Raw genomic sequence first — 25,443 nt, 5'->3', positions numbered from 1 at the left:
AAACCGGAGAGATCGCCATGGCGCGCCTGAAGTTCGGAGCCTTCCTTGCCCCGCATCACCCGATCGGGGAGCATCCGATGCTCCAGTTCCGGCGGGATCTCGACCTCGTCGAGCAGCTGGATGCGCTGGGCTATGACGAGTTCTGGTGCGGCGAGCATCATTCGTCCGGCTGGGAGATGATCGCCTCGCCCGAGATGTTCCTGGCCGCGGCCGGCGAGCGCACCAAGCGGATCAAGCTCGGCACCGGCGTGGTGTCGCTGCCCTATCACCATCCCTTCAACGTCGCCCAGCGCATGGTGCAGCTCGACCACATGACCGGCGGCCGCGCCATCTTCGGCTCCGGCCCGGGCGCGCTCGCCTCGGATGCGCACACGCTCGGGATCGATCCGATGACGCAGCGCGACCGCCAGGACGAAGCGATCGGCATCATCCGCCGCCTCTTCAACGGCGAGCGCGTCACCGCCAAGAGCGACTGGTTCACGATGAACGACGCCGCGCTGCAGATCCTGCCCTTGCAGGAGGAGATGCCGTTCGTGGTGGCCTCGCAGATCTCGCCCTCCGGCATGACGCTCGCCGGCAAATACGGCATCGGCATCATCTCGCTGGGCTCGATGACGACGCAGGGCCTGATGTCGCTGCAGCAGCAATGGCAGTTCGCCGAGGATGCCGCCAGGAAGCACGGCACCACGGTGAACCGTGCGGACTGGCGCGTGCTGCTGACTTTCCACATCGCAGAGACCCGCGAGCAGGCGCGCCGCGAAGCGGGCGCCGGGCTGATGCGGTGGCACAACGAATATAATGTCGGCACGTTGCAGCGGCCGGGCCTCACCGCATTCTCCTCGCCGGACGAGGCCGTCGACAAGACCGCCTTCGTCGAGGGCGCCGCGTCCACCATCGGCACGCCCGACGATCTCGTCAAAACCATCAAGAACGTGATGCAGGTCTCCGGCGGCGTCGGCGCGATCATCGGGTTCGTGCATGACTGGGCCAATCCGGAAGCGACGCGGCGGAGCTGGGACATGGTGGCGCGCTACGTTGTGCCGGAGATCAACGGCTATATCGACGGGCTGCGCAAATCGCAAAAATTCGTGATCGAGAACCGCGCGATCTTCGAGCGTGCGGGACAGGCCGTGATGGCCAAGATCATGGAAAACGAGAAGGCCGCCGAGGCGTTGAAGGTCACCGGCCCCGGCCGCGTCGCCATTCCCGCCGTCAACGCCCCGGATCTGCAGAAGGAAGCCGCGAAACGGTAGGCTCGACGCCATGTAGAATCGGTGCGAGCGGTTGGCTGGGTTCACCTCTCTCCGGCGGAAAGAGGTGAACCGCACCGCGGCGCTTTTTGGAGGTGAGAGCCGCCACGTCATTCTCGTCCAACCGTGCTATGCTGTCTCTGTCAGTCGAGCGCGACCGCGAGCCTGTTCGGTCAGCCAACCGGAGCAATCGTCATGTCGATGCAGAATGTGGCCGCCCCCGCACTTCAGTTCACCCCGCCGAGGCGCAATGAGCTGACCCACATTCCCGGCGACGAAGGCTGGCCGATCATCGGCAAGACGTTTCAGGTGCTCGCCGACCCAAAGGGCCATATCGAAGCGAACGGCGCCAAATACGGCCTGGTCTACCGTACGCATTTTTTCGGCGAGACCAACGTCGTGCTGCTCGGCCCCGAGGCCAACGAGCTCGTGCTGTTCGACCAGCAAAAGCTGTTCTCCTCGACGCATGGCTGGAACAAGGTTCTGGGACTGCTGTTTCCGCGCGGATTGATGCTGCTCGATTTCGACGAGCATCGCCTGCATCGCAAGGCGCTGTCGGTCGCGTTCAAGTCCGGGCCGATGAAGTCCTATCTCGGCGATCTCGACCGCGGCATTTCTGCGCGCGTCGCGCAATGGAAGGCAAAGCGAGGGGAGATGCTGCTCTATCCGGCGATGAAGCAGCTCACGCTCGATCTCGCTGCGGCCTCATTCCTCGGCGCCGATATCGGGCCGGAGGTCGACGAGATCAACCGCGCCTTTGTCGACATGGTCGCCGCCTCCGTCTCGCCGGTCCGCCGCCCCCTGCCCGGCACCCAGATGGCGCGAGGGGTGAAGGGACGCAAGCGCATCGTCGCCTATTTCCGGGAGCAGATTCCGCTGCGCCGCGGCAATCATGGCGGCGACGATCTGTTCTCGCAGCTCTGCCGCGCAACCCATGAGGATGGCGCGCTGCTCTCGGAGCAGGACATCATCGACCACATGAGCTTCCTGATGATGGCGGCGCACGACACGCTGACCTCGTCGCTGACCTCCTTCATCGGCGAACTCGCCGCCAATCCTGAATGGCAGGACAGGCTGCGCGCGGAGGTACTCGCGCTCGGGCTCGCCCCAGGGGCGCCGAGCAGCTTCGACGATCTCGAAAAGATGCCGCTGTCGGAGATGGCGTTCAAGGAAGCGCTGCGGATCAGGCCGCCGGTGCCGTCGATGCCGCGCCGCGCGATGCGCGATTTCAGCTTCAAGGGGTTTGCAATCCCCGCCGGCACCGCAATCGGCATCAATCCGCTCTACACGCACCACATGAAGGACATCTGGCCGGAGCCGGACCGCTTCGATCCCTTGCGCTTCACCGAGGAAGCGCAGCGTGGCCGCCACCGCTTCGCCTTCGTGCCGTTCGGCGGCGGCGCGCATATGTGCCTCGGCCTGCATTTCGCCTACATGCAGGCGAAATGTTTCGCGCGGCACTTCTTGCAGAATATCGAGGTGTCGCTGGAGCCGGGCTACAAGCCGGACTGGCAGATGTGGCCGATCCCGAAGCCACGGGACGGGCTGCGGGTGAGCGTGAAGGCGGTTTAGCGCTCAACTCTCGTGTCCCGGACGCGCGCAGCGCGAGCCGGGACTCAGAAAGCCAGAGGGCAAGCTGCTGCGGATAGATGGGCCCCGGCTCTGCGGAGCGGCACTTCGCGCCGCACCGCGTCCGGGGCACGAAAGCTGTCCGCTACGCCTGATCGAACGCCTTGCGCAGCGCCACGTAGCCCTGCTGCTGCTGGCTCCAGTTGCGGCCGCCGGTGATGGCGCCGTCGACGACGAGGTCGTGGCCGTTGACGAAGCTGGATTCGTCGCTGGCCAGGAACACCGCGGCATGGGCGATATCATCGGGAAGGCCGGCACGCGGGATCGGCTGCGCGGTCTTGTAGACCTCGCGCATCACCGCCGGCGTCTTCTCCGCCGCGTCGGTCGAGAGCCCCAGCGCCTTGCCGAAGATGCCTGTTGCGATCGCGCCGGGCGAGATCGAGTTAACGCGGACGTTGGATTCGCCGAGCTCCATCGCCACGCATTTGGTGAGATGGATCACCGCCGCCTTGGCCGCGCTATAGACCATCGACGACGAGAAGCCGGCGAGGCGGCCGGCGATGCTGCCATTGTTGATGATGCTGCCTGCCCCCTGCTTCTTCATGTAGGGCGCGGCGTGCTTCATGCCGACCACGACACTGCGCACCAGCGTCGCCATCGCCGCGTCGAACCGCTCGACCTCGAGGCCCTCGATGCCGCCGGTCTGCGCCGGCCCGCCGGCATTGTTGAACAGGCAATCGATCCTGCCGAACTTGTCGACCGCGAGCGCAATCAGCGCCTGCATCTGCGCTTCGACCGTGACGTCGGTCTGGCGGAAGATGCAATTGGCCCCGAGTTGCTTCGCCAGTGCCTCGCCTTCCGGTACGCGCCGCCCCGCGATCACAATTTTGGCACCTTCGGCAACGAAGACTTCCGCAGTGCGCAATCCGATCCCGCTTGTCGCCCCCGTGATCACCGCAACCTTGCCGTCCAGCCTGCCCATGGAATGTTCCTGTTTTCGAGCGATTTGATGCCAAATGGCGAATGTCGGCCGCCGCCGTCGCCGGAGCCGCCACTATTCCTGCCCGCTTCCGACAAGGCAAGCTATGCTTGTGCGGGCGGCATGCGTAACATTCTCACGGGCCGCTCGATGTTCGAACGCATATCGCAACTGGGCTGCGCATGGGGAAGCTGATCGACGAGTTCCGCAAGGGCTGGCAGGGCGCGGCGCCGCCTTCGCTCGGTCTGAGCATCTCGTTTGCGGCAATCTGCCTGTTGGCCGCAACCCTGGTCCGCTGGGGGCTCGCTCAGGTTCGTCCGGACATCTACTTCACGCCTTACTTTCCGGCCGTGTTTTTTGCAGCTGCCCTGGGAGGATTCCGGATCGGCGTGATCACCGCGCTGATCGGCGGCGTGCTCGGCGTCGTCCTGAATTTCGGCGATGCCTTTGCCGATCGCGCGCGGTTTGCCCTGCTGGCGCTTTACTGGGCCGTCTGCGCGATAACCATCTGGGGTGTCGAGCACTATCGCACCATGCTGGCCGAGCAGCGCCGGATCTCAAGACGCCTCATCGAGGAAGAAGAGTATCGCAAGCTGCTGGTCGAGGAACTCCAGCACCGGCTGAAGAACAAGCTGTCGACGGTGCATGCCGTGCTGCACCAGGTGCTGCACGACCACCCGCAGGTCTGGGCCCGGGTCGATCCCAGGCTGCGCTCGCTGGCCGCAACGGACGATCTGATCTCGCGGATCGACAAGGGCGGCTGCGATATCCGCGACCTCCTGATCTCGGAACTCGGTCCCTATGGCCATGTCCGCTTCACCCTCAATGGCGATCGGTTGTTCCTGCCGCCGAAGCTCGCAGTCACGCTGTCATTGATGTTTCACGAGCTTGCCACCAATGCGGGCAAGTACGGCGCATTCTCCTCGCCGCGCGGCCTGTTACAGGTGTCCTGGACCATCAGCGACGACCGCCTGACCATCACCTGGGACGAAACCGAAGGGCCGAGTGTGGACAAGGTGTCCGAGCCCGGCTTCGGCACCAAGTTGCTGAAATCGGCATTGTCGTCCTTCGATGGCAGGACCGAGATCTCGTATCTGAAGACCGGGCTGCATTGCATCATGCAGTGCCGAATCCCGCGAAGCGAATAGAACGCGAGAGGTCCGCTCCTCCCGCTTGCGGCGTGGCGCAAGCGCATTTGGCATATTGCGCGAGATGAGCACGCGCCTCGTCCTCGAGACGACCGCTTCGCGGTCTCCTCAGCATGAGACTAAGCGGCATCGGTGCTCGCGTGATATCGCGCAGCGCACTCCGGTCCTCATCCTGAGGCCCGCCCACGGCGGGCATCTCGAAAGATGGCCGCAGCGAAATCGCTCCCACGCGCATACCTCGCTCGCAGTTTCACTTGACGCATTGACCCTCTGTTAATGACGATCGCCGGCGCGCGTCGCATCGTCGCAAGTTTTCTCCAAAACACCCCCGTATTTCTTCTAGCCCCTTAACCAAACTTAAGAGGGAACTGCGCAAGATCGCGCCCATTGCAAAGGCGCGCCGAAACAACAAGATTCATGACTTGTATGAACGACAATCGATATTCCGGCGCGACTGAAGCCGAGCTCAGTTTTCTCAAGGAAATCGTTAGAATGCTGCCGGCCGGCCTCACTGTGCAGGACGCGCATGGCGAGCTTCTGCTGGTCAACGACGCCGCCGCCGCCCAGCTCGGCATGGATGGCAGCCGTCCGTCACCCGATCTGGCTCCGCGACACGAAGCCTGCCGGCAGGCACTGAGCGCCGGGCAGGCGGTCGTGACTGAGGAAGCGCTTCACGTCGGCGCCGCGCGGCAGGTGCTGCTCACGACCCATCGTCCTGTTCGCCTCGCCGGACGCGAGCTCCTGATCTCGGCGTCCTCCGACATCACCGAACAGAAGAATTTCGAGGACCAGCTGTTCCGCTCGGCCTATTTCGACGAGCTGACCGGATTGCCCTCGCGGCGCGTGATCGAGCATCACGCCAATAATCTGCTCGCGAAAGATCGTGGCGCCGAGCGTTTCGCGCTGGCCTTCCTCGACGTCGACAATTTCAAGCACATCAACGACTATTACGGCCACTCCGTGGGAGACGCGCTGCTGGTCGAGCTCTCGAGGCGGCTCGGGCGCGACCTGCGCGATTCCGACATGCTGTCGCGCATCTCCGGCGACGAATTCCTGCTGCTGCTCTCCCCGATCCAGAGCCAGGAGGAAGTCGCCGAGTTCATGCAATCGACGCTGGAGCGGCTGACCGCACCGTTCTTCATCGACAATTCGGAAGTCTTTGCATCGACCTCCGTCGGCATCAGCCTCTATCCCGACCACGGAAGCAGCTTTGAGACGCTGCGGCAGAACGCCGACATCGCGATGTACCGCATCAAGAACGACGGCAAGGGACTGGCCGCCTTCTTCGATGCCAGCATGGAGCGGGAGGCGCAGGCGCGGATGAAGGTCGAGCAGTCGCTGCGGCTCGCCATCCTGGAAAAGCGCTTCTGCTGCGCCTTCCAGTCCAAGGTCGACATCCGCACACAGGCCGTGAAGGGCATCGAGGCATTGGTGCGCCTGCGCGACGACGAAGGCGTGATCCAGGCCCCCGGCTCGTTCATCAATCTTGCCGGCGAGCTCGGGCTGATCGACGAGCTGACTCATCTCGTGCTCGCCGAGATCGTCAAATCGATCGACCTGATCAACGACACGTTCGGCGCGGAAGCGATCATCAGCATCAACGTCGCCGCCAAGCAGGCCGGCAATCCGGAGTTCATGCGCAGCTTTGCGCAGGCGCTGGACGACACCGGCTTTCCCCAGCGCTTCATGATCGAGGTGACGGAGGACGCCTTCGTCGCCAAGAATCATTTCCAGGCCGAGATCCTGCCGATGTTCCGCAAGCTCGGCGTCGGCATCTCCATCGACGATTTCGGCACAGGTTATTCCTCGCTTTCGGCGCTGGCCGACATCACCGCGGACGAGATCAAGATCGACCGCTCCTTCATCACCGACATCCACAAGCGCCCGCGCAGCCAGGGCATCCTGCGCGCGATCGAATCCTTGAGCGAAGCGCTCGGCATGACGGTGATCGCCGAAGGCATCGAATCCTACGAGGAGCTCGCCTATCTCCAGGCGGCAACGAAGATCCGCTTCGCGCAGGGCTACTACTTCTCCCGGCCGATCTTCCTGGAGGAGCTGAAGCTCGCAACGCCCGTTTCCAGCGAAGCGCGGGTCAGCGTGGCGAGCCGCCCGATGCAGCAGAACCGCCAGGGCTATTCGCGGGCGAGCGGGTATCGGCGGTAGGGGCTGCAATCTCGCTGTCGTCCCGGGTTCGCTACGCGCCCCGGGACGACAGCAAATGCTGAGCTGACTTCAGCGCCATTCCCTCTTGAGCGCCTTTTCCCCCTTTGAAATTGCTGGCCTTTTGCTAATACACAGGCGGACCTCCCCGAGGTATCTCATGTCTGCGCCTTCCTCCTCGATCAGCGATCCCGTCTATCTCCGTGCGCGCGCGATGGAGACGCTGTTCGCGCGGCTGGAACAGCTCTGCGAAGGTGCCATTGCGATCGATCGCGGCGGACGCGTCGTCTATGTCAACGAGAAATACCTTGCCGCGCTCGGTCTCAACCATGCCGGCGAGGCGATCGGCCGGTCGATCGAGGAGGTCATCCCGAACAGCCTGATGCGGAAGGTGGCCGAGACCGGCGAACCGATCCTGCTCGACATCATGGCGCTCGGCGGCGAGCAGCTCGTCGTCACCCGCATGCCGATCGAGGACGAGAACGGGACGGTGATCGGCGCGATCGGATTCGTGCTCTATGATCATCTCGAAAGCCTGAAACCGCTGCTCGCCCGCGTCGCCCAGCTCGAGAGCGATCTGCGGCTGGCGCGGCGGCAATTGTCCAACGCCCGCGCGGCGCGTTTCACGTTCGCCGATTTCGTCGGCAGCACGCCCGCCATCGCGCAGGCCAAGGAGCTCGCAAGCCGTGCAGCGCGGCAGAGCGTCACCGTGACGCTCACCGGAGAAACCGGAACGGGAAAGGAGATGCTGGCGCAGGCGATTCACAACGCCTCCTCCCGCGCGGAGAAGCCGTTCGTCAGCGTCAACGTCGCCGCCATCCCGGACACGCTGATCGAGTCGGAGTTCTTCGGCACTGCGCCGGGCGCCTATACCGGCGCCGACCGCAGGGGCCGCGAGGGCAAATTCCGCATTGCCGACGGCGGCACGCTGTTCCTCGACGAGATCGGCGAGATGCCGCTGCAATTGAAGGCCAAGCTGCTGCGCGTGCTCCAGGAGCGCGAGATCGAGCCGCTCGGCTCGGACAAGATCTCGAAGGTGGACGTGCGCGTGATCGCCGCCACCAATGTGGATTTGCGCAAGCGCGTCAGCGACGGCGCGTTCCGGCCCGACCTTTATTATCGGCTCAACGTGCTCGCGATCGAGCTGCCGCCGCTGCGCCATTGCCTCGATGATCTCCCCGACATCTGCGCCAGGCTGCTCGACGACATCAGCGGATCGGGCGACTACGTCAAGGCGAAGATCACGCCGAGCGCGCTCGCCGCGCTCGCGCGCTATGACTGGCCGGGCAATGTCCGCGAGCTCCGCAACATCCTCGAGCGCGCGCTGATCCTCAGCGATTCCGGGCGGCTGACCGGCGAGGATGTCGCGCGCATCCTCCCCGTCGATACCGAGGTCAGGCTTGCACCGCCCGCGCGCCCGGCCCGTGCGGTGGTGCCCTACGCGGAGGCCGAGGCCGAGTTCGAAAAGCAGACGCTGGAGCAGGCGCTGGCCGCCAGCAACGGCCAGATCACCGAGGCCGCCAGGATGCTGCGGATCTCGCGCGCGACCTTCTACAAGAAGCTCGCCAAGTTCGGCCTCGCCACGGGACCGGCTGCCGTCTGAGTTTCGAGACTCCCTCTGTCCGGAGTCTCGGATTCCGGACACGGTGCCCGGCTACTCCCTGCCCGCGGACATGCGGAAATCGCCTTAGCTTTGGCCGCTTTCCGCGCATCGACGGCATCTGGCGCAGACCTTGCTCTCTGCTGCCTTCTCTCATGGGGAGCAAGCTGTTCCAGGGCCGATCTCCACGATAAGATCAACGCAAAACAATAACGGCATACGGTCGAAGGAATCGGGAGGAACGCCGTGAGCCACCACCCAGCTCTGCCTTACTTGCGCAACTCCGAGAAGGGCAAGGTCGTCTCGGCGGCGGAGGCCGTCATGCTGATCCGCGACGGCGACACCGTGGCGACCGGCGGCTTCGTCGGCATCGGCTTTGCCGAGGAGATCGCGATCGCGCTGGAGGAGCTCTATCTGTCCCACGAGGGCGATGCACCCTATACGCAGGGCAAGCCGCGCAATCTGACGCTGGTCTATGCGGCCGGACAAGGCGACGGCAAGCACCGCGGCCTCAATCATTTCGCGCATGAAGGGCTGGTCCGGCGCGTGATCGGCGGGCACTGGGGCCTTGCGCCCAAACTGCAGCAGCTCGCGATCGCGAACCAGATCGAGGCCTATAACCTGCCGCAGGGCGTGATTACGCATCTGTTCCGCGACATCGCCGCGCACCGGCCCGGCCACATCACGCGCGTCGGCATGGGCACTTTCGTCGACCCCCGGCACGGCGGCGGCAGGCTGAACGCACGCACCACCGAGGACATGGTGGAGCTGATCAAGATCGGCGGCGAGGACTGCCTGCTCTACAAGACGTTTCCGATTCAGGTCGGGATCATCCGCGCCACCACCGGCGATCCCGACGGCAACCTCACCATGGAGAAGGAGGCGCTGACGCTGGAAGCGCTCGCCATCGCCATGGCGGCGCATAATTCCGGCGGCATCGTCATCGCCCAGGTCGAGCGCGTTGCCGAAGCCGGCAGCCTCAATCCGCGCCAGGTCAAGATTCCCGGCATTCTCGTCGACTGCGTGGTCGTGGCGAGGCCCGAGAACCACTGGCAGACATTCGGCACACAATACAATCCGGCCTTCTCGAGCGAGATCCGCGTCCGTGCCGCCTCGCTGCCGGTGATGCCGATCAGCGAGCGCAAGATCATCGCGCGGCGCGCGGCGCTGGAGCTGAAGGCCAACAGCGTCGTCAATCTCGGCATCGGCATGCCCGAGGGAATCGCCTCGGTCGCCAATGAGGAGCGGATCATCGATCTGATCACGCTGACGGCGGAGCCGGGCGTGATCGGCGGCATCCCGGCGAGCGGTATCGATTTCGGCGCGGCGATCAACACCCAGGCGGTGATCGACCAGCCCTACCAGTTCGACTTCTACGACGGCGGCGGTCTCGACGCCGCCTTCCTCGGCCTCGCCCAGGTCGATCGCGCCGGCAACCTCAATGTCAGCAAGTTCGGGCCGAAGCTGGCAGGTGCCGGCGGCTTCATCAACATCAGCCAGAATGCCAAGGAGGTCGTCTTCGTCGGAACGTTCGGTGCGGGCAAGCAACGCGTCACCGTGCAGGACGGGAAGCTCGTCATCCTCGACGAAGCCAGGTCGCGCAAGTTCGTCGATAGCGTCGAGCACGTCACCTTCAGCGGCCCGTTCGCCGCCGCGCGCAAGCAACGCACGCTGTACGTCACCGAGCGCTGCGTGTTCGAGCTCAGGGACGACGGGCTCGAACTCACCGAGGTCGCGCCCGGCATCGACATCGAGCGTGACATCCTGCGCCTGATGGATTTCAAGCCGCTGATCCCGCGCGACCCGGCGCTGATGGACGCGCGCATCTTCCGCGAGAGCCTCATGGATCTGCGCGAGCGCCTGCTCACCATCCCGCTCGACCAGCGTTTCACGCTGGACGAGCAGCAGAACCTGTTCTTCGTCAATCTGGAACGCTATCCGCTGCGCAGCAAGGCCGAGATCGACGCCATCGCCTCTATCGTCGAGACCAGGCTGGCGCCGCTCGGGCGCAGAGTCTACGCCATCGTCAATTATGACAACTTTTCCATCCTGCCGGAGCTGATGGACGATTATTCCGCCATGGTGGGCAGCCTCGTCAATCGCTTCTATTCCGGCGTATTGCGCTACACCACGTCGGGCTTTCTGCGCATCAAGCTTGGTGAAGCCCTGGAGAAACGCGGCGTCGCGCCGCACATCTTCGAAAGCGCGGAGGAGGCGCAGTCCGATCGTCGTCAGGCCGAGGGAGCCGGCGATGCGCGGCCGGTTCAAAAATGATGCATGTTCGAAAAGCCGACATGCTCGGGCGGAAGGTTCAATTGCAATATTCGTAGTGTTGTGCAAATCGCTGTTACCGAGAAACTTCAGATCAGGAGGGACCATCGTGCGTCGATCACTCATCATAACAACAACTATTCTCGCGCTCGCCGCGGGCACCTCCGCACAGGCCGACGATCTCAAGATCGCGCTGATCTACGGCAAGACCGGTCCGCTCGAGGCCTACGCCAAGCAGACCGAGACCGGCCTGAAGATGGGCTTTGAATACGCCACCAAGGGCACCATGACGCTCGACGGCCGCAAGATCGTCGTCATCACCAAGGACGACCAAGGCAAGCCGGATCTGGCCAAGGCCGCGCTCGCGGAGGCCTATCAGGACGACAAGGCCGACATCGCGATCGGCACGACCTCGTCGGCGGCGGCGCTCGCCATTCTCCCGGTCGCCGAGGAGAACAAGAAGATCCTGATCGTCGAGCCCGCGGTCGCGGACCAGATTACGGGCGAGAAGTGGAATCGCTACATCTTCCGCACCGGGCGCAACTCGTCGCAGGATGCGATCTCCAACGCGGTCGCGATCGGCAAGCAAGGCGTCACGGTGGCGACGCTGGCGCAGGACTATGCGTTCGGCCGCGACGGCGTCGCCGCCTTCAAGGAGGCGCTCGCCAAGACCGGCGCGACGCTCGCCGCCGAAGAATACGCCCCGACCTCGACCACCGACTTCACCGCGGTCGGCCAGCGCCTGTTCGACGCGCTGAAGGACAAGCCGGGCCGCAAGGTGATCTGGGTGATCTGGGCCGGCGCCGGCAATCCGCTGGCCAAGCTCCAGGACATGGACCCGAAGCGCTACGGCATCGAGCTCTCGACCGGTGGCAACATCCTGCCGGCGCTCGCCGCCTATAAGGGCCTGCCTGGCATGGAAGGCGCGACCTATTACTTCTACGACATCCCGAAGAACCCCGTGAATGACTGGCTGGTCGCCGAGCACCAGAAGCGCTTCAACGCACCGCCGGACTTCTTCACCGCGGGCGGTTTCGCCGCAGCGATGTCCGTCGTCGCCGCCGTCACCAAGGCCAAGTCGACCGATACCGAGAAGCTGATCACGGCGATGGAAGGCCTGGAGTTCGATACGCCGAAGGGCAAGATGGTGTTTCGGAAAGAAGATCATCAGGCGCTGCAGAGCATGTATCACTTCAAGGTCAAGGTCGACCCGAACGTCGCCTGGGCCGTGCTCGAGCCGGTGCGCGAGCTGAAGATCGAGGACATGGACGTGCCCGTCCGCAACAAGCGGTGATTTCTTCACCTCTCCCGCTTGCGGGAGAGGCCAGGAGAGGGCTCTTTCCTCTTGGGGGTTCTCGCCTGCGGAGACAGCCCTCTCCCCGACCCTTCCCCGCAAGCGGGGGAGGAAGCGCAGCCTGACCTGCGGATCTATCTCGTTTCATCCTTTGCCAGACTCTCCATGCCGCTCACCCTCGAAACCCGCGACCTCACCATTCGCTTCGGCGGCCATGTCGCGGTCAACAACGTCTCCTGCACGTTTCGCCCGGGCGAGCTCACCGCCATCGTCGGGCCGAACGGCGCCGGCAAGACCACCTATTTCAATCTGATCTCGGGCCAGCTGCGCGCCACGAGCGGGAGCATCCTGTTCGACGGCACCGACATCACGGGGCATTCAGCGCCGATGCGCACCCGCGCGGGCCTCGGCCGCGCCTTCCAGCTCACCAACCTGTTCCCGAACCTGTCGGTGGAAGAGAACGTGCGCCTCGCAGTGCAGGCCGCGAGCGGCACCCATTACGACATGCTGCGGCCCTGGATGGTGCGCCGCGACCTGATCGCGCGCGCCGACGCCATCCTCGACCGGGTCGCGCTCGGCAGCCGCCGCGGCGTCGCCGCAACCGCGCTGTCCCATGGCGACCAGCGCAAGCTCGAGGTCGCGCTGATGATCGCGCTGGAGCCAAAGGCGTTCATGTTCGACGAGCCGACCGCCGGCATGAGCATCGACGAGGTGCCAGTCGTCCTCGACCTCATCGCGCAGCTCAAGCAGGACAAGAGCAAGATCATCCTTCTCGTCGAGCACAAGATGGACGTGGTGCGCTCGCTCGCCGACCGCATCATCGTGCTGCATAACGGCCAGCTCGTCGCCGATGGCCCACCCGCGGAAGTGATCGCCTCGCCGATCGTGCAGGAAGCCTATCTCGGCGTCGCGCCCAAGAATGCCACCGAGGGTGCAGCATGAGCGACCTGTTGAAACTCTCCGGCGTGCACACCCATATCGGTCGCTACCACATCCTTCAGGGCATCGATCTTGCGGTGCCGCAAGGACAGGTCACGATGCTGCTCGGCCGCAACGGCGCCGGCAAGACCACGACACTGCGCACCATCATGGGCCTCTGGCAGGCCTCAAGCGGCGAAATCAGCCTCGCCGGGATGCGCATCGAGAGCCTTGCCACGCCCGACATCGCACGGCTCGGCATCGGTTACGTGCCGGAAAGCATGGCGGTGTTCTCGGACCTCACGGTCAAGGAGAACCTGGTGCTGGCGGCCCGCGACGGGCCGCTCGACGATGCCCAGCTCGACTGGATCTTCGGCTTCTTCCCGGCGCTGCGCCGGTTCTGGCTGTCGCGCGCGGGAAGCCTCTCGGGCGGGCAGAAGCAGATGCTCTCGATCGCCCGCGCGATCGTCGAGCCGCGCAAGCTCCTCCTGATCGACGAGCCGACCAAGGGGTTGGCACCGGCCATCGTGATGGCGCTGATCGAGTGCCTGAAGGAGATCAAGCGCAAGGGCGCGACGATCCTGATGGTCGAGCAGAATTTCTTTGCCGCCCGCGAGCTCGGCGACAACGTGCTGGTCATGGACAACGGCACCATCGTCCATCGCGGTGAGATGGCGGCGCTCGCAGCCGACGTGCCGCTGCAAGAGCGGCTGCTCGGCCTGAGCCTGGAGGCGCATCAGTGACTGACCTTGCCGCAAACGATCCGCTGCCGAAGCCGAAGCGCGACATCGCCCCGATCCTGCTGCCGTTGGCGCTCGCCGTTCTGGTGATCCCGCTGATCGGCTCGACCTCTTCCTGGCTGACCCTGACCGCCGCGAGCCTTGCCATGGGCATGATGATCTTCATCATGGCCTCCGGACTCACACTCGTGTTCGGTCTGATGGACGTGCTCAATTTCGGTCACGGCGCCTTCATCGCCGTCGGCGCCTATGTCGCCACGCTGGTTCTGGCCCCGTTCGCGGCGTCCATTCAGGCGGATTCGCTCTGGATGAACCTCGCGGTGCTGGCCCCGGCCGCGCTGCTCTCGATGGCGGTCTCCGGCGCGCTCGGCCTGGTCGTCGAACGCGTGCTGATCCTGCCGGTCTACGGCCAGCATCTGAAACAGATCCTGATGACGACCGGCGGCCTGATCGTCGCCGAGCAGACGCTCTATGCGCTGTGGGGACCGCAGATCATCCCGATGCCGCTGCCGGCGTCGCTGCGCGGTTCCTTCATTCTCGGCGACGTCGCGATCGCCAAGTACCGCGTGCTGGCGATGCTGATCGGCCTCGCCATCTTCATCGCGATCCAGCTCGTGCTCAACCGCAGCAAGGTCGGCCTCCTGATCCGTGCCGGCGTCGAGAACCGCGAGATGGTGGAGGCGCTCGGCTATCGCATCCGCCGCCTGTTCCTCGGCGTGTTCATGACGGGCTCGGCACTGGCCGGCCTCGGCGGCGTGATGTGGGCGCTCTATCGCGAACAGGTGCACGCCTCCATGAGCGACGACCTCACGGTGCTGATTTTCATCGTGGTCATCATCGGCGGCCTGGGGTCGATCGGCGGCTGCTTCATCGGTGCCATCCTGGTCGCCATGGTTGCCAATTACGGCGGCTTCCTGGTGCCAAAACTCGCCCTCGTGTCCAACATTCTGCTGATGGTCGCCATTCTGATGTGGCGGCCGCGCGGCCTCTATGCGGTGACCAGCCGATGATGATCCTCTCTGGCGATCCACCGCGGAGCCGCGTGCTCACGCTCGTTCTCGTCGTCATCATCCTGGCGCTGGCGGCGACGCCGTTCCTTTTTCCGGGGGCCAAGGCGCTGAACGTCGCGGCGAAGATCTGCGTCTTCGCCGCGCTGGTCGCCTCCTACGACCTCTTGCTCGGCTATACCGGCTCGGTATCGTTCGCCCACACCATGTTCTACGGCATCGGCAGCTATGCCATCGCGATCGCACTGTACGGGATGGGCCCGAACTGGGCCGCGGTCGCAACCGGAATCGTCGTCGGCCTGCCGCTCGCGGCTCTGCTGGCGCTCGCCATCGGGCTCTTTTCGCTGCGCGTCGCGGCGATCTTCTTCGCCATGATCACGCTCGCGGTCGCTTCCGCCTTCCAGGTGCTGGCCTCCCAGCTGTCCTGGCTGACCGGCGGCGAGGACGGACGCAGCTTCCAGCTGCCGGAGCTGCTGCGCCCCGGCACCGTGCTGATCCCCAAGAACCTGTTCGGCTTCGAGATCAACGGCCGGATCCTGACCTTCTATCTGGTGTTCGCCGTTTCGGCGCTGATGATCCTCGCTTTGCTGCGCGTCGTGAACTCGCCGTTCGGGCGCGTGCTCCAGGCAATTCGCGAAAACCGGTTTCGCGCCGAGGCGCTCGGTTTTCGTACCGTATTCCACCTGACCTATGCCAACTGCCTCGCGGCGCTCGTGGCCGCCAGCGCCGGCATCCTGAACGCGCTGTGGCTGCGCTATGCCGGCCCCGATACCTCGCTGAGCTTCTCGATCATGCTGGACATTCTGCTGATGGTCGTGATCGGCGGCATGGGCACGATCTACGGCGCGATCATCGGCGCCACCATCTTCATTCTCGCCCAGAACTATCTGCAGTCACTGATGGGCGTTGCCTCGAACGCGGCGGGCGAAGCCGGTCTCCCACTGCTGCCGGGACTGTTGCATCCCGACCGCTGGCTGCTCTGGCTGGGGTTGCTGTTCATCGCCAGCGTCTATTTCTTCCCGACCGGCGTGGTCGGGCGGCTGCGCAAGGCCGGCAGCGACGAGAGCACCGGCAGCTCGCATTAAGCCGCAATTAATGATGCAGCGCGGCGTTTGCTGCGCGCGGCGCTCAACCTTGACGGGCTTCCCGCCGCGCGACATGCGCAGGCGGTTGCTCAACCGGATTAATATTTGGGTAACTTGCTTTCCTAAGGTTTGCGCCATTTGTGCGGTGTATTCCTGTTCCTCGTGTGAGGTGGAATGCGCCAGGTCCTTTCTACGGTGGCTGCCGGAATGTCTCTTGCCGCAAGGAGCGGCTGGGAGGCCTTGGCGCGACGTAGTCCCGTCCTGTGGTTGACCCTGTGCGGCGTGTTTCTGGTCGCCGGAATCTTCGCCGTCACGGCCATGGCCGTCGGCGAATTTCGCGAGCGGACCCTCGCCAACCGCGAACGCGAGCTGGAAAACACGGTGCAGCTGATCGCGCGGCATTTCGATCAGCAATTCGAAGACTCCGACGTCGTCGCCGCCGATCTGATCGGACAGATGAACCTGGCCGACATCACCTCCCCGGCAATGTTCCGCGAGCGCATGTCCGGAACCGACACGAACCAGATGCTGCGCAGCAAGATCAGCTCCGTGTCCCATCTGGGCGACATCGCGATCTATGATGCCGACGGCGAGCTGATCAACTGGTCGCGGGCCCACCCGCTGCCCAAGATCAATGTTTCGTCCCGGGCCTACTTTCAGGCGTTCAAGACGAACCCGCAGTCCGAACCGGTGCTGCTGGAATCTGTCCGCAGCTTCATCATCAACAAATGGACCACGATCGTCGCACGGCGGTTGACCGGCGCCAACGGCACCTTCCTCGGCGCGATGGTGCGCCGGATCGACCCGGACAGCTACCGGCAGTATTTCGCATCTGTCGCGCTCGCCGAGGGTACGGCCATCTCGCTGTTCGACCGCCACGGCAAGATGCTGGCGCGCTATCCGCATCACGAAGAGCTGATCGGGCAGAGCTTCAGGGATGCGCCACTGATGCGGAGGGTGCTCGCCAAAGGCGGCCAGCAGACTCTCCGCGTCAAGGGCCTCATCGACGGCGAGGAGCGGCTCGGCTCGGCGGCGGCGCTGACGCATTTCCCGCTGGTCATCGTCGGCACCAACACCACGGCAGCGGCCCTTGCGGACTGGCGGCAGCAGACCGGCTTCATGGTCACGACCGCCGCGCTTTCAGCCGCCGTCATCGCGATGATCCTCTATCTGATCATCCGCCAGATCAACCGGCAGAACCGCGAGGCACAGGAGCGGCTGGAGGCGGAACGGCTCCGGCTCGACACCGCCCTCAACAACATGTCGCAAGGGCTGATCCTGTACGACGCCGCCGGTTACATCGTCACCTGCAACCGCCGCTACGCCGACATGTTCGGCCTCTCCCACGACGTCATCAAGCCGGGCTGCCACATCCGCGAGGCGATGTATCATCGCAAGGAGCGCGACGCGTTCGACGGCGACGTGGAAGCATTTTGCGCCGACGTGATGAGGGTCGTCGCCGAAGGCATGGTCTCCACGAGAATACATCAATTGGCCAACGGCCGCGCCTTCCAGATCATCAACACGCCGCTCGCACAGGGCGGATGGGTCGCCACGATCGAAGACATCACCGAGCGCCGCAACCTGGAGCAGGAGCGCGACCGCAACCATACATTTCTGCGCGAGATCATCGATCACATCCCCTCGCAGATCACGGTGAAGGACGCCCGAACGCGGCAGTATCTGCTGATCAACCGGACCGCCGAGCAGCAATTCGGCCAATCGCGCGAAGTCATCGTCGGCAAGACCCCCTTCGATCTTTACCCGGACGAAGCCGCAAGACTCGTCACCGAGGACGACAGCAGAGCGCTGCAGGCCGCCAACGGATTGTTCAAGGACGAACATCCCTGGCGAAGCCAGACCAAGGGGCTGCGCTATGTCACCTCGACCCGGATCGGCATTCGCGACAGGTCCGGCGAGCCGCGCTACCTCATCAGTGTCGTCGAGGACGTCACCGAGCGGCGCGACGCCGACGAGAAGATCGCGCATCTGGCGCATTACGATGCGCTCACCGACCTGCCGAACCGGACCCTGTTCCGCGAGCAGATCGAACGCGAGCTGGCGAAGGTCGCAGGCGGCCAACAGTTCGCACTGCTCTACATCGACGTCGACGAATTCAAGGGCATCAACGACTCGCTCGGCCACCACGTCGGCGACGAGCTGTTGAAGGCGATCGCGGACCGTCTCCGCGGCTGCCTCAAGCAGGGCGACCTGATCGCGCGGCTCGGCGGCGACGAATTCGCGGTGATTCAGACCGGGATCGCATCCTCCGCCGACGTGCTGTCCTTCGTCGCGTGGATCTTCCAGGCGATCCGGCAGCCCTATCATTGTCTCGGCCATCAGCTCTCCACCGATGCCAGCATCGGAATTGCGCTGGCGCCGCAGGACGGCGCCGATCTCGATCAGCTGATCAAGAACGCCGACCTCGCGATGTACGGCGCCAAGGCCAATGGACGCCGCACCCACCGCTTCTTCGAGCCGGAGATGGATGCGAGCGCCAAGGCGCGCCTGAGCATGGAGCTGGATTTGCGGCAGGCCCTCGTGAATGGCGGCTTCGAGATTCACTATCAGCCGCTGGTCGACCTGCGCTCAGGCGAAGTCTCCGGCTGCGAGGCGCTGCTGCGCTGGCGGCATCCCGAGCGCGGCATGGTTTCGCCGGCGGAGTTCATTCCCGTCGCCGAGGACACCGGCCTGATCAACGAGCTCGGCGACTGGGTGTTGCGGATGGCGTGCAACGAGGCCGCGACCTGGCCGGCGCATGTGCGCGTCGCGGTCAACGTCTCGCCGGTGCAGCTCAAATGCGACACGCTGGCGCTGCGGATTGCGGGCGCGCTCGCCGCCTCCGGCCTGAACCCGCGTCGGCTCGAGATCGAGATCACCGAGGCCGTGCTGATCCGCGACGACGAGGCGGCGCTCTCGATCCTGCATCAGCTCCGCTCGATCGGCGTGCGCATCGCGCTCGACGATTTCGGCACCGGCTACTCCTCGCTGAGCTATCTGAAACGCTTCCCGTTCGACAAGATCAAGATCGACCGCTGCTTCGTCGCCGACATCGCAGAGGCGAGCGGCTCGCCCGTGATCGTGCAGGCGGTGGTGAACATTGCGGCCGCCAGCAGCATGACCACGGTCGCCGAGGGCGTCGAGACCGAGGCACAGCGCGACATGCTGCGCGCGCTCGGCTGCACGCAGATGCAGGGCTATCTGTTCAGCGCGCCGAAGCCGGCCAGCGGGGTGCGAAAGCTGTTCGGCCCCGGCGCCCCCGCGCTCGTGGCTGCGGTGGCCTGATGGCGAGATCGAGGACAGCTCCGGCCAAAGCCGTCGACGTTGCGGATTCCTACGCGGTGCGGCTGATGCAGCACCTGGTGGTGCCCACCTTCGTGATCGACCCGAAGCGCCGTGTGGTGATCTGGAACAGGGCCTGCGAGCGATTGACCGGCGTCGCCGCCTCCGAGGTGATCGGCACCGGCAAGCACTGGCAGGCCTTCTACGAGACAAGGCGCCCCTGCCTTGCCGACCTCGTCGCACTCGACCATCCGGAGCAGCTGCCGGAATACTATTCGGAATATGCCGCGCGCGGCCATAACGGGCTCGGCTTTTCCGCCGAGAACTGGTGCGTGATGCCGAAGCTCGGCAGCCAGCTCTATCTCGCCATCGACGCCGGCCCGATTCACGACGAGGCCGGCCAGCTGATCGCGGTGGTGGAGACGCTGCGCGACCTCACCGACCAGAAGCGCGCCGAGATGACGCTGAAGGAGCTCGCCACCAAGGACGGGCTGACCGGCCTGGCGAACCGCCGCGCCTTCGACCAGATGCTGCTGGGCGAATGGGCCCGCGCCCAGCGCACGCAGAAGCCGCTGGCGCTGCTGTTCGTCGATGTCGACCATTTCAAGCTGTTCAACGACCGTCACGGCCACCAGAGCGGCGACGAGTGCCTGCGCGCGGTTGCCGCCGTCGTCAGCCGGCACGCGGTGCGCCCGCTCGACCTCGCCAGCCGCTATGGCGGCGAGGAGTTTGCGCTGATCCTCCCCGACATGGATTGCGACAGCGCCTGCATGGTGGCCGAGGCGATCCGCTGCGCCGTGATGGCCTTAGCGATCACCCATGGCGCCATCGGCGCCGGCCACCACGTCACCCTCAGCGTCGGCGTCGCCAGCCAAATTCCTGGTGGTGCCGACGGCAGCCCGGACCGGCTGCTCGGTGCCGCCGACGAGGCGCTCTATGTGGCCAAACGCCTCGGCCGCAACCGCGTCATCTGCGCCGAACGGGTGCTTGCCGAAATCGCGGCCCGCAACGGAGAGCCGGTTCCGGCCCCGGTCAGCCGCAAATCGGCCTGAAGCGTGCTTCCATCGAGAAGCGGTTGCCCGCCCCGCGCCAATCGGCTAAATGAACCTGCAACTGCACCCGTAGCTCAGCTGGATAGAGCGTTGCCCTCCGAAGGCAAAGGTCACACGTTCGAATCGTGTCGGGTGCGCCAGTCTAATACCTTGAGACGACTCGGGTTTTAGCCACCCTCGCAAGCTCCCATCGGTCCGAAAACTCAGCTGGTCACACTCTGGTCACAGCGCGGGGTTTCCGATGGCGACAATTCGCAAGCATAGACGCAAATGGCAGGTTCAGGTTAGGCGAGCGGGCGCGAAGGCCTATTCGAAGTCTTTTCAATTTCGGAAGGACGCAGAGGAGTGGGCACGCGAGATGGAGCGTCGCGCCGATAGGCAGGATCTGCCGCAAGACACGAAGGTCTTAAAACAAACGACGCTGCGAAGCCTCGTCGAACGGTACGTCAACACAGTTACGGTCAAGAAGCGCGGTGCTCATTTTGAACGTGCGGTTTTGCGTAGGTTCATGGATCATCCGATATGCTCAAGGAGGCTCGCAGAGCTTCGGACGGAGCACTTCGCTGCTTTAGGGACGAACGACTTCTCACCATAAAGGCCTCGACGCTGAAGCGCCAATTGAACCCTTTACGCCACATGTTCGAGATCGCTCGTGACGAATGGGGAATGCCTGTCGAGAGGAACCCCGTCAAGAAGCTCAAGCTGGACGCGCAGGATCAAAGACGGGAGAGGCGGCTTAGAGAGGGTGAGTTCGACAGGCTTATTGAAGCGGCGAAATCGAGACGTAATCCGCTTATTGGATCGATCATTAGATTCGCTGTCGCGACCGGCATGCGTCGTGGCGAAATACTGGGGGTCCGATGGAAGCACGTTGATCGAGCCCAACGCTCACTGCTCATTCCGGACACAAAGACGGGTCAGTCCCGAACAATTCCGTTGATCGCATCCGCTTTAGAAGTGCTAGCCGAGCGCCGTCGGGACGACGAAAGGGTCTTTCCTATCACGGCGAACGCATTTCGATTGGCATGGGAGAGGGTGAAATTCAACGCAGGAATCGAAGACCTGCATTTCCATGATCTCAGACACGAAGCCATCAGCCTGTTTTTCGAAAAGGGACTATCGACGCCGGAAGTGGCGCTCATCAGCGGACACAAAGACTTACGGATGCTGTTTAGGTACGCTCACGCGGCTCGCCAGGCGATCTTAGCGAAGCTCGAAGGTCAGGCAGGTATCGAACAAAAGGCCCTTAAAGGTTCCCTCCGGCATCCTCAGATCTGGAATGAAAAACAGCCCAACAGGGACATTGGCTCTGGTAGCACTCAGAACCTCTCTTGCACTCTTGCACAGGATGGCGACTAAGCTCTCTAGAGGGGAGGATATTTTTTACTTGACTTTTTAAGTAATATGTGTTACTCTGCTTTCTGAAACAGCCGAAAGCTGTCTCATTTCCCTAAAAAATAAGGACTAAAATAACCCCGGCAGGGGAGAGGATTCGCATTATCTAGAGTACGTACTTTCACTTATTAATTTGCTTTTTGATTTTCATAGCTCGGCCCCACAAGCCAAAATCGATGCAAGAGTGCAAGGGTTGGCCATCTAAGGCCAGCCTCGCCGATCTATGTCTCTAAACCACCTTGTCTGCGCATATGCGCCAAAAACAGAGAAGAAAATATATTGAACGATATCGATCAAATTGCACGCGGCGAGTTTTTGAAGCAAACCAACGGACTAGCGGCAGATCCCTATATCTTACAGCAGCTCGACTACGACCTTCGAACGAGCGGCTTTGCGGGCAAGACTAACATACCCCAACTAATCTATCTGAGTGCCATCACGGCAGCATTCGAGAAGCCGGTCTCAGTTGTCATCAAGGGCGAGTCCGGCAGCGGCAAGTCGTTCGCGTTGCAGTCTGGCCTCCGTTATCTTCCTTCAACGGCGTACCAAGAAGTCCATGGCATGTCTGCGAAGGCGCTTCTTTATGCAGCGAAGTCCGAGCTCAAGCACAAAATGCTGATCATACAGGAAGCCGCAGGCTTCAACGCTGACGGCTGGGCTTACCTCCGCCAACTGCTCAGTGAAGGTCGGCTCACATACAAAACGGTTGTCCAGACGAAGGACGGACCGGCGGGTAAGGAGTTGCCGACAGTTGAGGGGCCGGTAGGACTGTTTATGACCACGACTCAGAACCGACTTCACCCTGAAGACGAAACTAGATTTCTTTCAGTGTATGTAGATCAATCGCGCGAGCAGATCAGGCGAGCAATCATGAGCTATGGCGACGCCGAAAGTACCGCTCGGGCAACCGGACTAGTTGCGGAATTTCATGCTCTCTTCGAGTATGTTCGAAGCGGGCCAAAGAGCGTGGTCATTCCGTACCGGAGGCGCCTACTCGAACTCTTTCCGGACAGCTATCCGAGAGTGTTGCGAGACATTCCAAAGGTAATGGCTCTCATCGAAGCGCATGCTTTGTTGCACCAAGAGCTGAGAGCCAAAAAAGGCGGAGCTGTCGAAGCTCACCCGGAAGACTACGCAGCGGTTCACAAACTAATCGGAGATGCACTAGCTGTCGGCCTCCAAGCCATCGTACCTCCGCACATCGTTGAGGTCGTCCGAGCCGTTGAGGCAATGCACGAGCTCCTCGGGGAGGCTGTCAGCCAAGTCGAGGTTGCTCAATATCTTGATCGTGAACAGTCAGCCGTCAGTCGCAATCTCCGTACGGCGGTCGGTGAAGGCTACGTGGAAAATCGCAATCCAGGGCAGGGCAAAGAACACGCCTATGTTCCTGGGAAACGAAGCCTGCCCACAAAGGAAGTGCTACCGCATCCGGATAGGTTGTTTGGAACGCCCGCTCGCGATACCGAACGCTCGTTTGGGCCTGCATAAGCTCGCATAGGCACGAGAGGGTTGCCTTCAGGTGACCCTCTTTGCACTCCATACAGCGCCTGACGCTGTCGATCTTGCCCCAGTCGTCGAACGCACTGAAAATTTGCAGTGCAGATTTCCTTCTGCATTGCGTGCGCTCGGTGCGGAATATCGTAAATCACTGATTTTCCAAAGCTATGATTGATAGGACCTAAGCGATATTATCCCTCATAGAACACCTCACAATCGGCCCGGACCGATTAACAGAGGTCTCCCGAGAAGGGCTGTGGAGACTAAGCGTAAATCCTGTGCTTGCGACCCAGAGAAACGAGATACTGAATATCGCTGCCAAACTGGGCAAGGACGGTCTGTGGAATCGGCATATTTTCGAGACGTAGAGTCTGCTTGACACCAACGTCCTTGTTGAAGGTGTAGTCGAGCAGCGCCCTTATTTGGGCCTCCGGATTACGCTGCGAGGTGCTTGGTTCAAACCCTTTGTCCAACAGAGAGCGAACCTCGGGATCGCTGAACTGAGGCGAAAGATGCATTGCGAAAGAGACAAGAAGGTCGCACTGCCCATCTCTAAGTGAGCCAACAAAATGAAAGCATCCCAACGTCCAATTTCCGGGAAACTTTCTTTTTCTCATCTCAAAAACATCTCGGTGTGTGATAAGGGCATCCGCTCCGCACAACGCCTTTTCCAGCGCCACCGCGCCTGAGCCATTCAAATACTGCCGAGCCTCTGTAACCGCCTCGAGCACGTGCAAACGCTTCTTGCGACCAAACATCTTCCATCCCTCCCGCCTACCAACACGAATTATACGGGATATAGCCTGTGGTTTGAAAGGCGTCCTAATGGCGCCCTAACCTTATGGACGGACGTTCATTGGTGGCTTGGAATATTCGAAAGATCAGAGTCCGGAAGGGGCTAACCCAGGAACGGCTCGCGTTCGATGCTGGCGTGGACCGATCCTATGTCGGCGGTTTAGAGCGAGCGGAGGAAAACCCGACCGTTGACGTTCTGGACCGTTTGGCGAAAACGTTGTCCGTGCCTCTGGCATCTCTGTTCGAAGCACCGGCAAGAGGGACACCTCGGCCAAAGCCGATGCAGCCCGGACGTAAGAAGCGCTAGTTTTGTATTAGACTGTTCTAATGCTCATCGGCCAGACTGATAGCTAGGAGCGTCGGCTTTATAATCAGTCTTCTGATCGCTCGTCGAAGCTGGCTTTCCTCAGAGGCATCGAATCTTTGGCGTCGCTTAAATCAGCGAATGAACGGGATTGGTGTAAACCTTCACAGCTCTCGTTATTTTTTTAGCTGAAACTTCTCTTGGATTCGCCGCCACTCGCGTTTCGAAAGACCACTTTGCTCCTGGTTCAGGACTTCGCCAGCAAGTAGGCGCGAGAGATAGCGAACAGCTGTTCCTGAAAGACGAGCCCCCTCTAACCGATGTTCAACGAATGCTCGGTAGGTCAATGGCACCCATTGTTTTACGATTTCAAGAATCCTATCAGCGTAAACTCTGATTTCGAATTGGGCGTGAGGGTCTGTTCGAAGCTCAAGGAAATGCAAGAGGTTATGTAGGTCGATCTTCCAGTACCATTGTGTGTATGTCGAAAGGGGCAGCACCACCCTCGCTAGCTCCCTGGATACCGCCTCCTGATCCAAAGAGGATTGACTTCCCCCAAGACCTGTTAGCATCTGGTTATAGATGCCAAACGCTTGCGCCGCCTCATTGGCCATCATTTCACGAACTTTGAAGGCTGTTCGTGACTCAAGAGGGTTGCCTCTTCCTTGTTTATTTGAATCACTCTGCTTCGACACTTGAATCGCATCGGGCAAATAAAACTCATTGTCCAAAATCGAATACCGGGCCGAATACTCGTTCACACTAGCTGTTCTATGGCGTATCCACTGTCGAGCAACGAAAATTGGAAGCTTGACGTGAAGCTTTATCTCGCACATTTCGAAGGGCGTCGTGTGCGAGTTTTGCATCAGATAATTGATTAGGCCGGAATCCTCAGAAGAAGTCTTTGTGCCCTTCCCGTAGGAGACTCTAGCTGCCTGAACTACCGCTGCATCATCTCCCATGTAGTCAATAACTCGAACAAAGCCGCGATCGAGAACCGGCAGCTCCCGGCCTAGTAGGGCGTCCAAAGCCTCCACCGTTGCACGGCGTTTCCTTGACTCTTTGGAATCAGCAGTCTGCTTCGCCACAATCGATCC

The 25,443-nt window shown here is 62.4% G+C and carries 19 protein-coding genes and 1 tRNA gene; 17 read left to right on the top strand and 3 right to left on the bottom strand.

Annotation, left to right across the window (positions count from 1 at the left end; genetic code table 11):
* Positions 1 to 17 precede the first annotated feature (17 nt).
* A complete protein-coding gene (locus EHH60_RS14860) occupies positions 18 to 1,253 on the top strand; it encodes an LLM class flavin-dependent oxidoreductase (RefSeq protein WP_124160209.1) in 1,236 nt (411 codons plus the stop codon).
* A gap of 192 nt (positions 1,254 to 1,445) precedes the next feature.
* Positions 1,446 to 2,822 (top strand): cytochrome P450, encoded by a 1,377-nt coding sequence (locus EHH60_RS14855; RefSeq protein WP_199751473.1) that lies wholly within the window; start codon positions 1,446 to 1,448, stop codon positions 2,820 to 2,822.
* A 142-nt stretch (positions 2,823 to 2,964) separates the two neighbouring features.
* Here the strand turns inward: EHH60_RS14855 and EHH60_RS14850 are convergent, their stop codons facing one another.
* Positions 2,965 to 3,801, bottom strand: coding sequence for an SDR family NAD(P)-dependent oxidoreductase (locus EHH60_RS14850; protein ID WP_124160207.1), 837 nt, complete (start codon positions 3,799 to 3,801; stop codon positions 2,965 to 2,967).
* A gap of 179 nt (positions 3,802 to 3,980) precedes the next feature.
* On the opposite strand from EHH60_RS14850, the gene EHH60_RS14845 reads away from it, so the two are divergent.
* The 14 genes from EHH60_RS14845 to EHH60_RS14780 all read left to right on the top strand — a co-directional run bounded on the left by EHH60_RS14845 (position 3,981) and on the right by EHH60_RS14780 (position 23,238).
* Positions 3,981 to 4,946: a sensor histidine kinase gene (locus EHH60_RS14845; RefSeq protein WP_124160206.1), complete on the top strand. Its 966-nt coding sequence runs from the start codon at positions 3,981 to 3,983 to the stop codon at positions 4,944 to 4,946.
* 426 nt (positions 4,947 to 5,372) lie between these two features.
* Entirely contained in the window at positions 5,373 to 7,109 is a 1,737-nt protein-coding gene (locus EHH60_RS14840) for a putative bifunctional diguanylate cyclase/phosphodiesterase (protein WP_199751472.1), read from the top strand.
* 157 nt (positions 7,110 to 7,266) lie between these two features.
* The gene (locus EHH60_RS14835) at positions 7,267 to 8,709 is read left to right on the top strand and encodes a sigma-54 interaction domain-containing protein (RefSeq protein ID WP_124160204.1); all 1,443 of its coding nucleotides are present in this window, start codon (positions 7,267 to 7,269) and stop codon (positions 8,707 to 8,709) included.
* A 243-nt stretch (positions 8,710 to 8,952) separates the two neighbouring features.
* Entirely contained in the window at positions 8,953 to 10,980 is a 2,028-nt protein-coding gene (locus tag EHH60_RS14830; RefSeq protein ID WP_124160203.1) for an acyl CoA:acetate/3-ketoacid CoA transferase, read from the top strand.
* A gap of 106 nt (positions 10,981 to 11,086) precedes the next feature.
* Positions 11,087 to 12,271 carry a substrate-binding domain-containing protein gene (locus EHH60_RS14825; RefSeq protein ID WP_199751471.1) on the top strand — a complete coding sequence of 395 codons (1,185 nt, stop codon included), beginning with the start codon at positions 11,087 to 11,089 and terminating at the stop codon, positions 12,269 to 12,271.
* A gap of 165 nt (positions 12,272 to 12,436) precedes the next feature.
* Entirely contained in the window at positions 12,437 to 13,213 is a 777-nt protein-coding gene (locus EHH60_RS14820; RefSeq protein WP_124160202.1) for an ABC transporter ATP-binding protein, read from the top strand.
* The gene (locus EHH60_RS14815; RefSeq protein ID WP_124160201.1) at positions 13,210 to 13,932 is read left to right on the top strand and encodes a branched-chain amino acid ABC transporter ATP-binding protein; all 723 of its coding nucleotides are present in this window, start codon (positions 13,210 to 13,212) and stop codon (positions 13,930 to 13,932) included. Before EHH60_RS14820 ends, EHH60_RS14815 begins: the two co-directional genes overlap by 4 nt.
* Positions 13,929 to 14,939, top strand: coding sequence for a branched-chain amino acid ABC transporter permease (locus EHH60_RS14810; protein ID WP_124160200.1), 1,011 nt, complete (start codon positions 13,929 to 13,931; stop codon positions 14,937 to 14,939). Before EHH60_RS14815 ends, EHH60_RS14810 begins: the two co-directional genes overlap by 4 nt.
* Positions 14,936 to 16,021 (top strand): branched-chain amino acid ABC transporter permease, encoded by a 1,086-nt coding sequence (locus EHH60_RS14805; RefSeq protein ID WP_199751470.1) that lies wholly within the window; start codon positions 14,936 to 14,938, stop codon positions 16,019 to 16,021. Before EHH60_RS14810 ends, EHH60_RS14805 begins: the two co-directional genes overlap by 4 nt.
* 174 nt (positions 16,022 to 16,195) lie before the next feature.
* The gene (locus tag EHH60_RS14800) at positions 16,196 to 19,306 is read left to right on the top strand and encodes a bifunctional diguanylate cyclase/phosphodiesterase (RefSeq protein WP_124160198.1); all 3,111 of its coding nucleotides are present in this window, start codon (positions 16,196 to 16,198) and stop codon (positions 19,304 to 19,306) included.
* On the top strand, positions 19,306 to 20,355 hold the full coding sequence (locus EHH60_RS14795) for a sensor domain-containing diguanylate cyclase (protein ID WP_124160197.1): 1,050 nt from the start codon (positions 19,306 to 19,308) through the stop codon (positions 20,353 to 20,355). Before EHH60_RS14800 ends, EHH60_RS14795 begins: the two co-directional genes overlap by 1 nt.
* Positions 20,356 to 20,418: 63 nt before the next feature.
* A tRNA-Arg gene (locus EHH60_RS14790) sits at positions 20,419 to 20,495 on the top strand.
* A gap of 382 nt (positions 20,496 to 20,877) precedes the next feature.
* The gene (locus EHH60_RS14785) at positions 20,878 to 21,714 is read left to right on the top strand and encodes a site-specific integrase (protein ID WP_124160196.1); all 837 of its coding nucleotides are present in this window, start codon (positions 20,878 to 20,880) and stop codon (positions 21,712 to 21,714) included.
* Positions 21,715 to 22,029: 315 nt separating this feature from the next.
* Positions 22,030 to 23,238, top strand: coding sequence for a hypothetical protein (locus EHH60_RS14780; protein ID WP_124160195.1), 1,209 nt, complete (start codon positions 22,030 to 22,032; stop codon positions 23,236 to 23,238).
* A 272-nt stretch (positions 23,239 to 23,510) separates the two neighbouring features.
* Here EHH60_RS14780 and EHH60_RS14775 read toward each other — a convergent pair whose 3' ends face one another.
* The gene (locus EHH60_RS14775) at positions 23,511 to 24,005 is read right to left on the bottom strand and encodes a hypothetical protein (protein WP_124160194.1); all 495 of its coding nucleotides are present in this window, start codon (positions 24,003 to 24,005) and stop codon (positions 23,511 to 23,513) included.
* Between the two features lie 83 nt (positions 24,006 to 24,088).
* Between EHH60_RS14775 and EHH60_RS14770 the strand changes: the two genes are divergently transcribed.
* On the top strand, positions 24,089 to 24,349 hold the full coding sequence (locus EHH60_RS14770) for a helix-turn-helix domain-containing protein (RefSeq protein WP_124160193.1): 261 nt from the start codon (positions 24,089 to 24,091) through the stop codon (positions 24,347 to 24,349).
* A 173-nt stretch (positions 24,350 to 24,522) separates the two neighbouring features.
* Here EHH60_RS14770 and thyX read toward each other — a convergent pair whose 3' ends face one another.
* A complete protein-coding gene (gene thyX / locus EHH60_RS14765; RefSeq protein ID WP_124160192.1) occupies positions 24,523 to 25,437 on the bottom strand; it encodes an FAD-dependent thymidylate synthase in 915 nt (304 codons plus the stop codon).
* Positions 25,438 to 25,443: the final 6 nt, after the last annotated feature.

Origin of the sequence: Bradyrhizobium sp. RP6 (assembly GCF_003837805.1) — a bacterium.
GTDB lineage: Bacteria > Pseudomonadota > Alphaproteobacteria > Rhizobiales > Xanthobacteraceae > Bradyrhizobium.
This window is presented reverse-complemented; position numbering and strand designations above follow the sequence as displayed.

What these genes read in the sequence shown, in the direction of transcription:
- EHH60_RS14860 (WP_124160209.1), top strand. Translation starts at nt 18, where the DNA reads ATGGCGCGCCTGAAGTTCGGAGCCTTCCTTGCCCCGCATCACCCGATC.
- EHH60_RS14855 (WP_199751473.1), top strand. Translation starts at nt 1,446, where the DNA reads ATGTCGATGCAGAATGTGGCCGCCCCCGCACTTCAGTTCACCCCGCCG.
- EHH60_RS14850 (WP_124160207.1), bottom strand. Translation starts at nt 3,801, where the DNA reads ATGGGCAGGCTGGACGGCAAGGTTGCGGTGATCACGGGGGCGACAAGC.
- EHH60_RS14845 (WP_124160206.1), top strand. Translation starts at nt 3,981, where the DNA reads ATGGGGAAGCTGATCGACGAGTTCCGCAAGGGCTGGCAGGGCGCGGCG.
- EHH60_RS14840 (WP_199751472.1), top strand. Translation starts at nt 5,373, where the DNA reads ATGAACGACAATCGATATTCCGGCGCGACTGAAGCCGAGCTCAGTTTT.
- EHH60_RS14835 (WP_124160204.1), top strand. Translation starts at nt 7,267, where the DNA reads ATGTCTGCGCCTTCCTCCTCGATCAGCGATCCCGTCTATCTCCGTGCG.
- EHH60_RS14820 (WP_124160202.1), top strand. Translation starts at nt 12,437, where the DNA reads ATGCCGCTCACCCTCGAAACCCGCGACCTCACCATTCGCTTCGGCGGC.
- EHH60_RS14815 (WP_124160201.1), top strand. Translation starts at nt 13,210, where the DNA reads ATGAGCGACCTGTTGAAACTCTCCGGCGTGCACACCCATATCGGTCGC.
- EHH60_RS14805 (WP_199751470.1), top strand. Translation starts at nt 14,936, where the DNA reads ATGATGATCCTCTCTGGCGATCCACCGCGGAGCCGCGTGCTCACGCTC.
- EHH60_RS14800 (WP_124160198.1), top strand. Translation starts at nt 16,196, where the DNA reads ATGCGCCAGGTCCTTTCTACGGTGGCTGCCGGAATGTCTCTTGCCGCA.
- EHH60_RS14795 (WP_124160197.1), top strand. Translation starts at nt 19,306, where the DNA reads ATGGCGAGATCGAGGACAGCTCCGGCCAAAGCCGTCGACGTTGCGGAT.
- EHH60_RS14785 (WP_124160196.1), top strand. Translation starts at nt 20,878, where the DNA reads ATGCTCAAGGAGGCTCGCAGAGCTTCGGACGGAGCACTTCGCTGCTTT.
- EHH60_RS14775 (WP_124160194.1), bottom strand. Translation starts at nt 24,005, where the DNA reads ATGTTTGGTCGCAAGAAGCGTTTGCACGTGCTCGAGGCGGTTACAGAG.
- EHH60_RS14770 (WP_124160193.1), top strand. Translation starts at nt 24,089, where the DNA reads ATGGACGGACGTTCATTGGTGGCTTGGAATATTCGAAAGATCAGAGTC.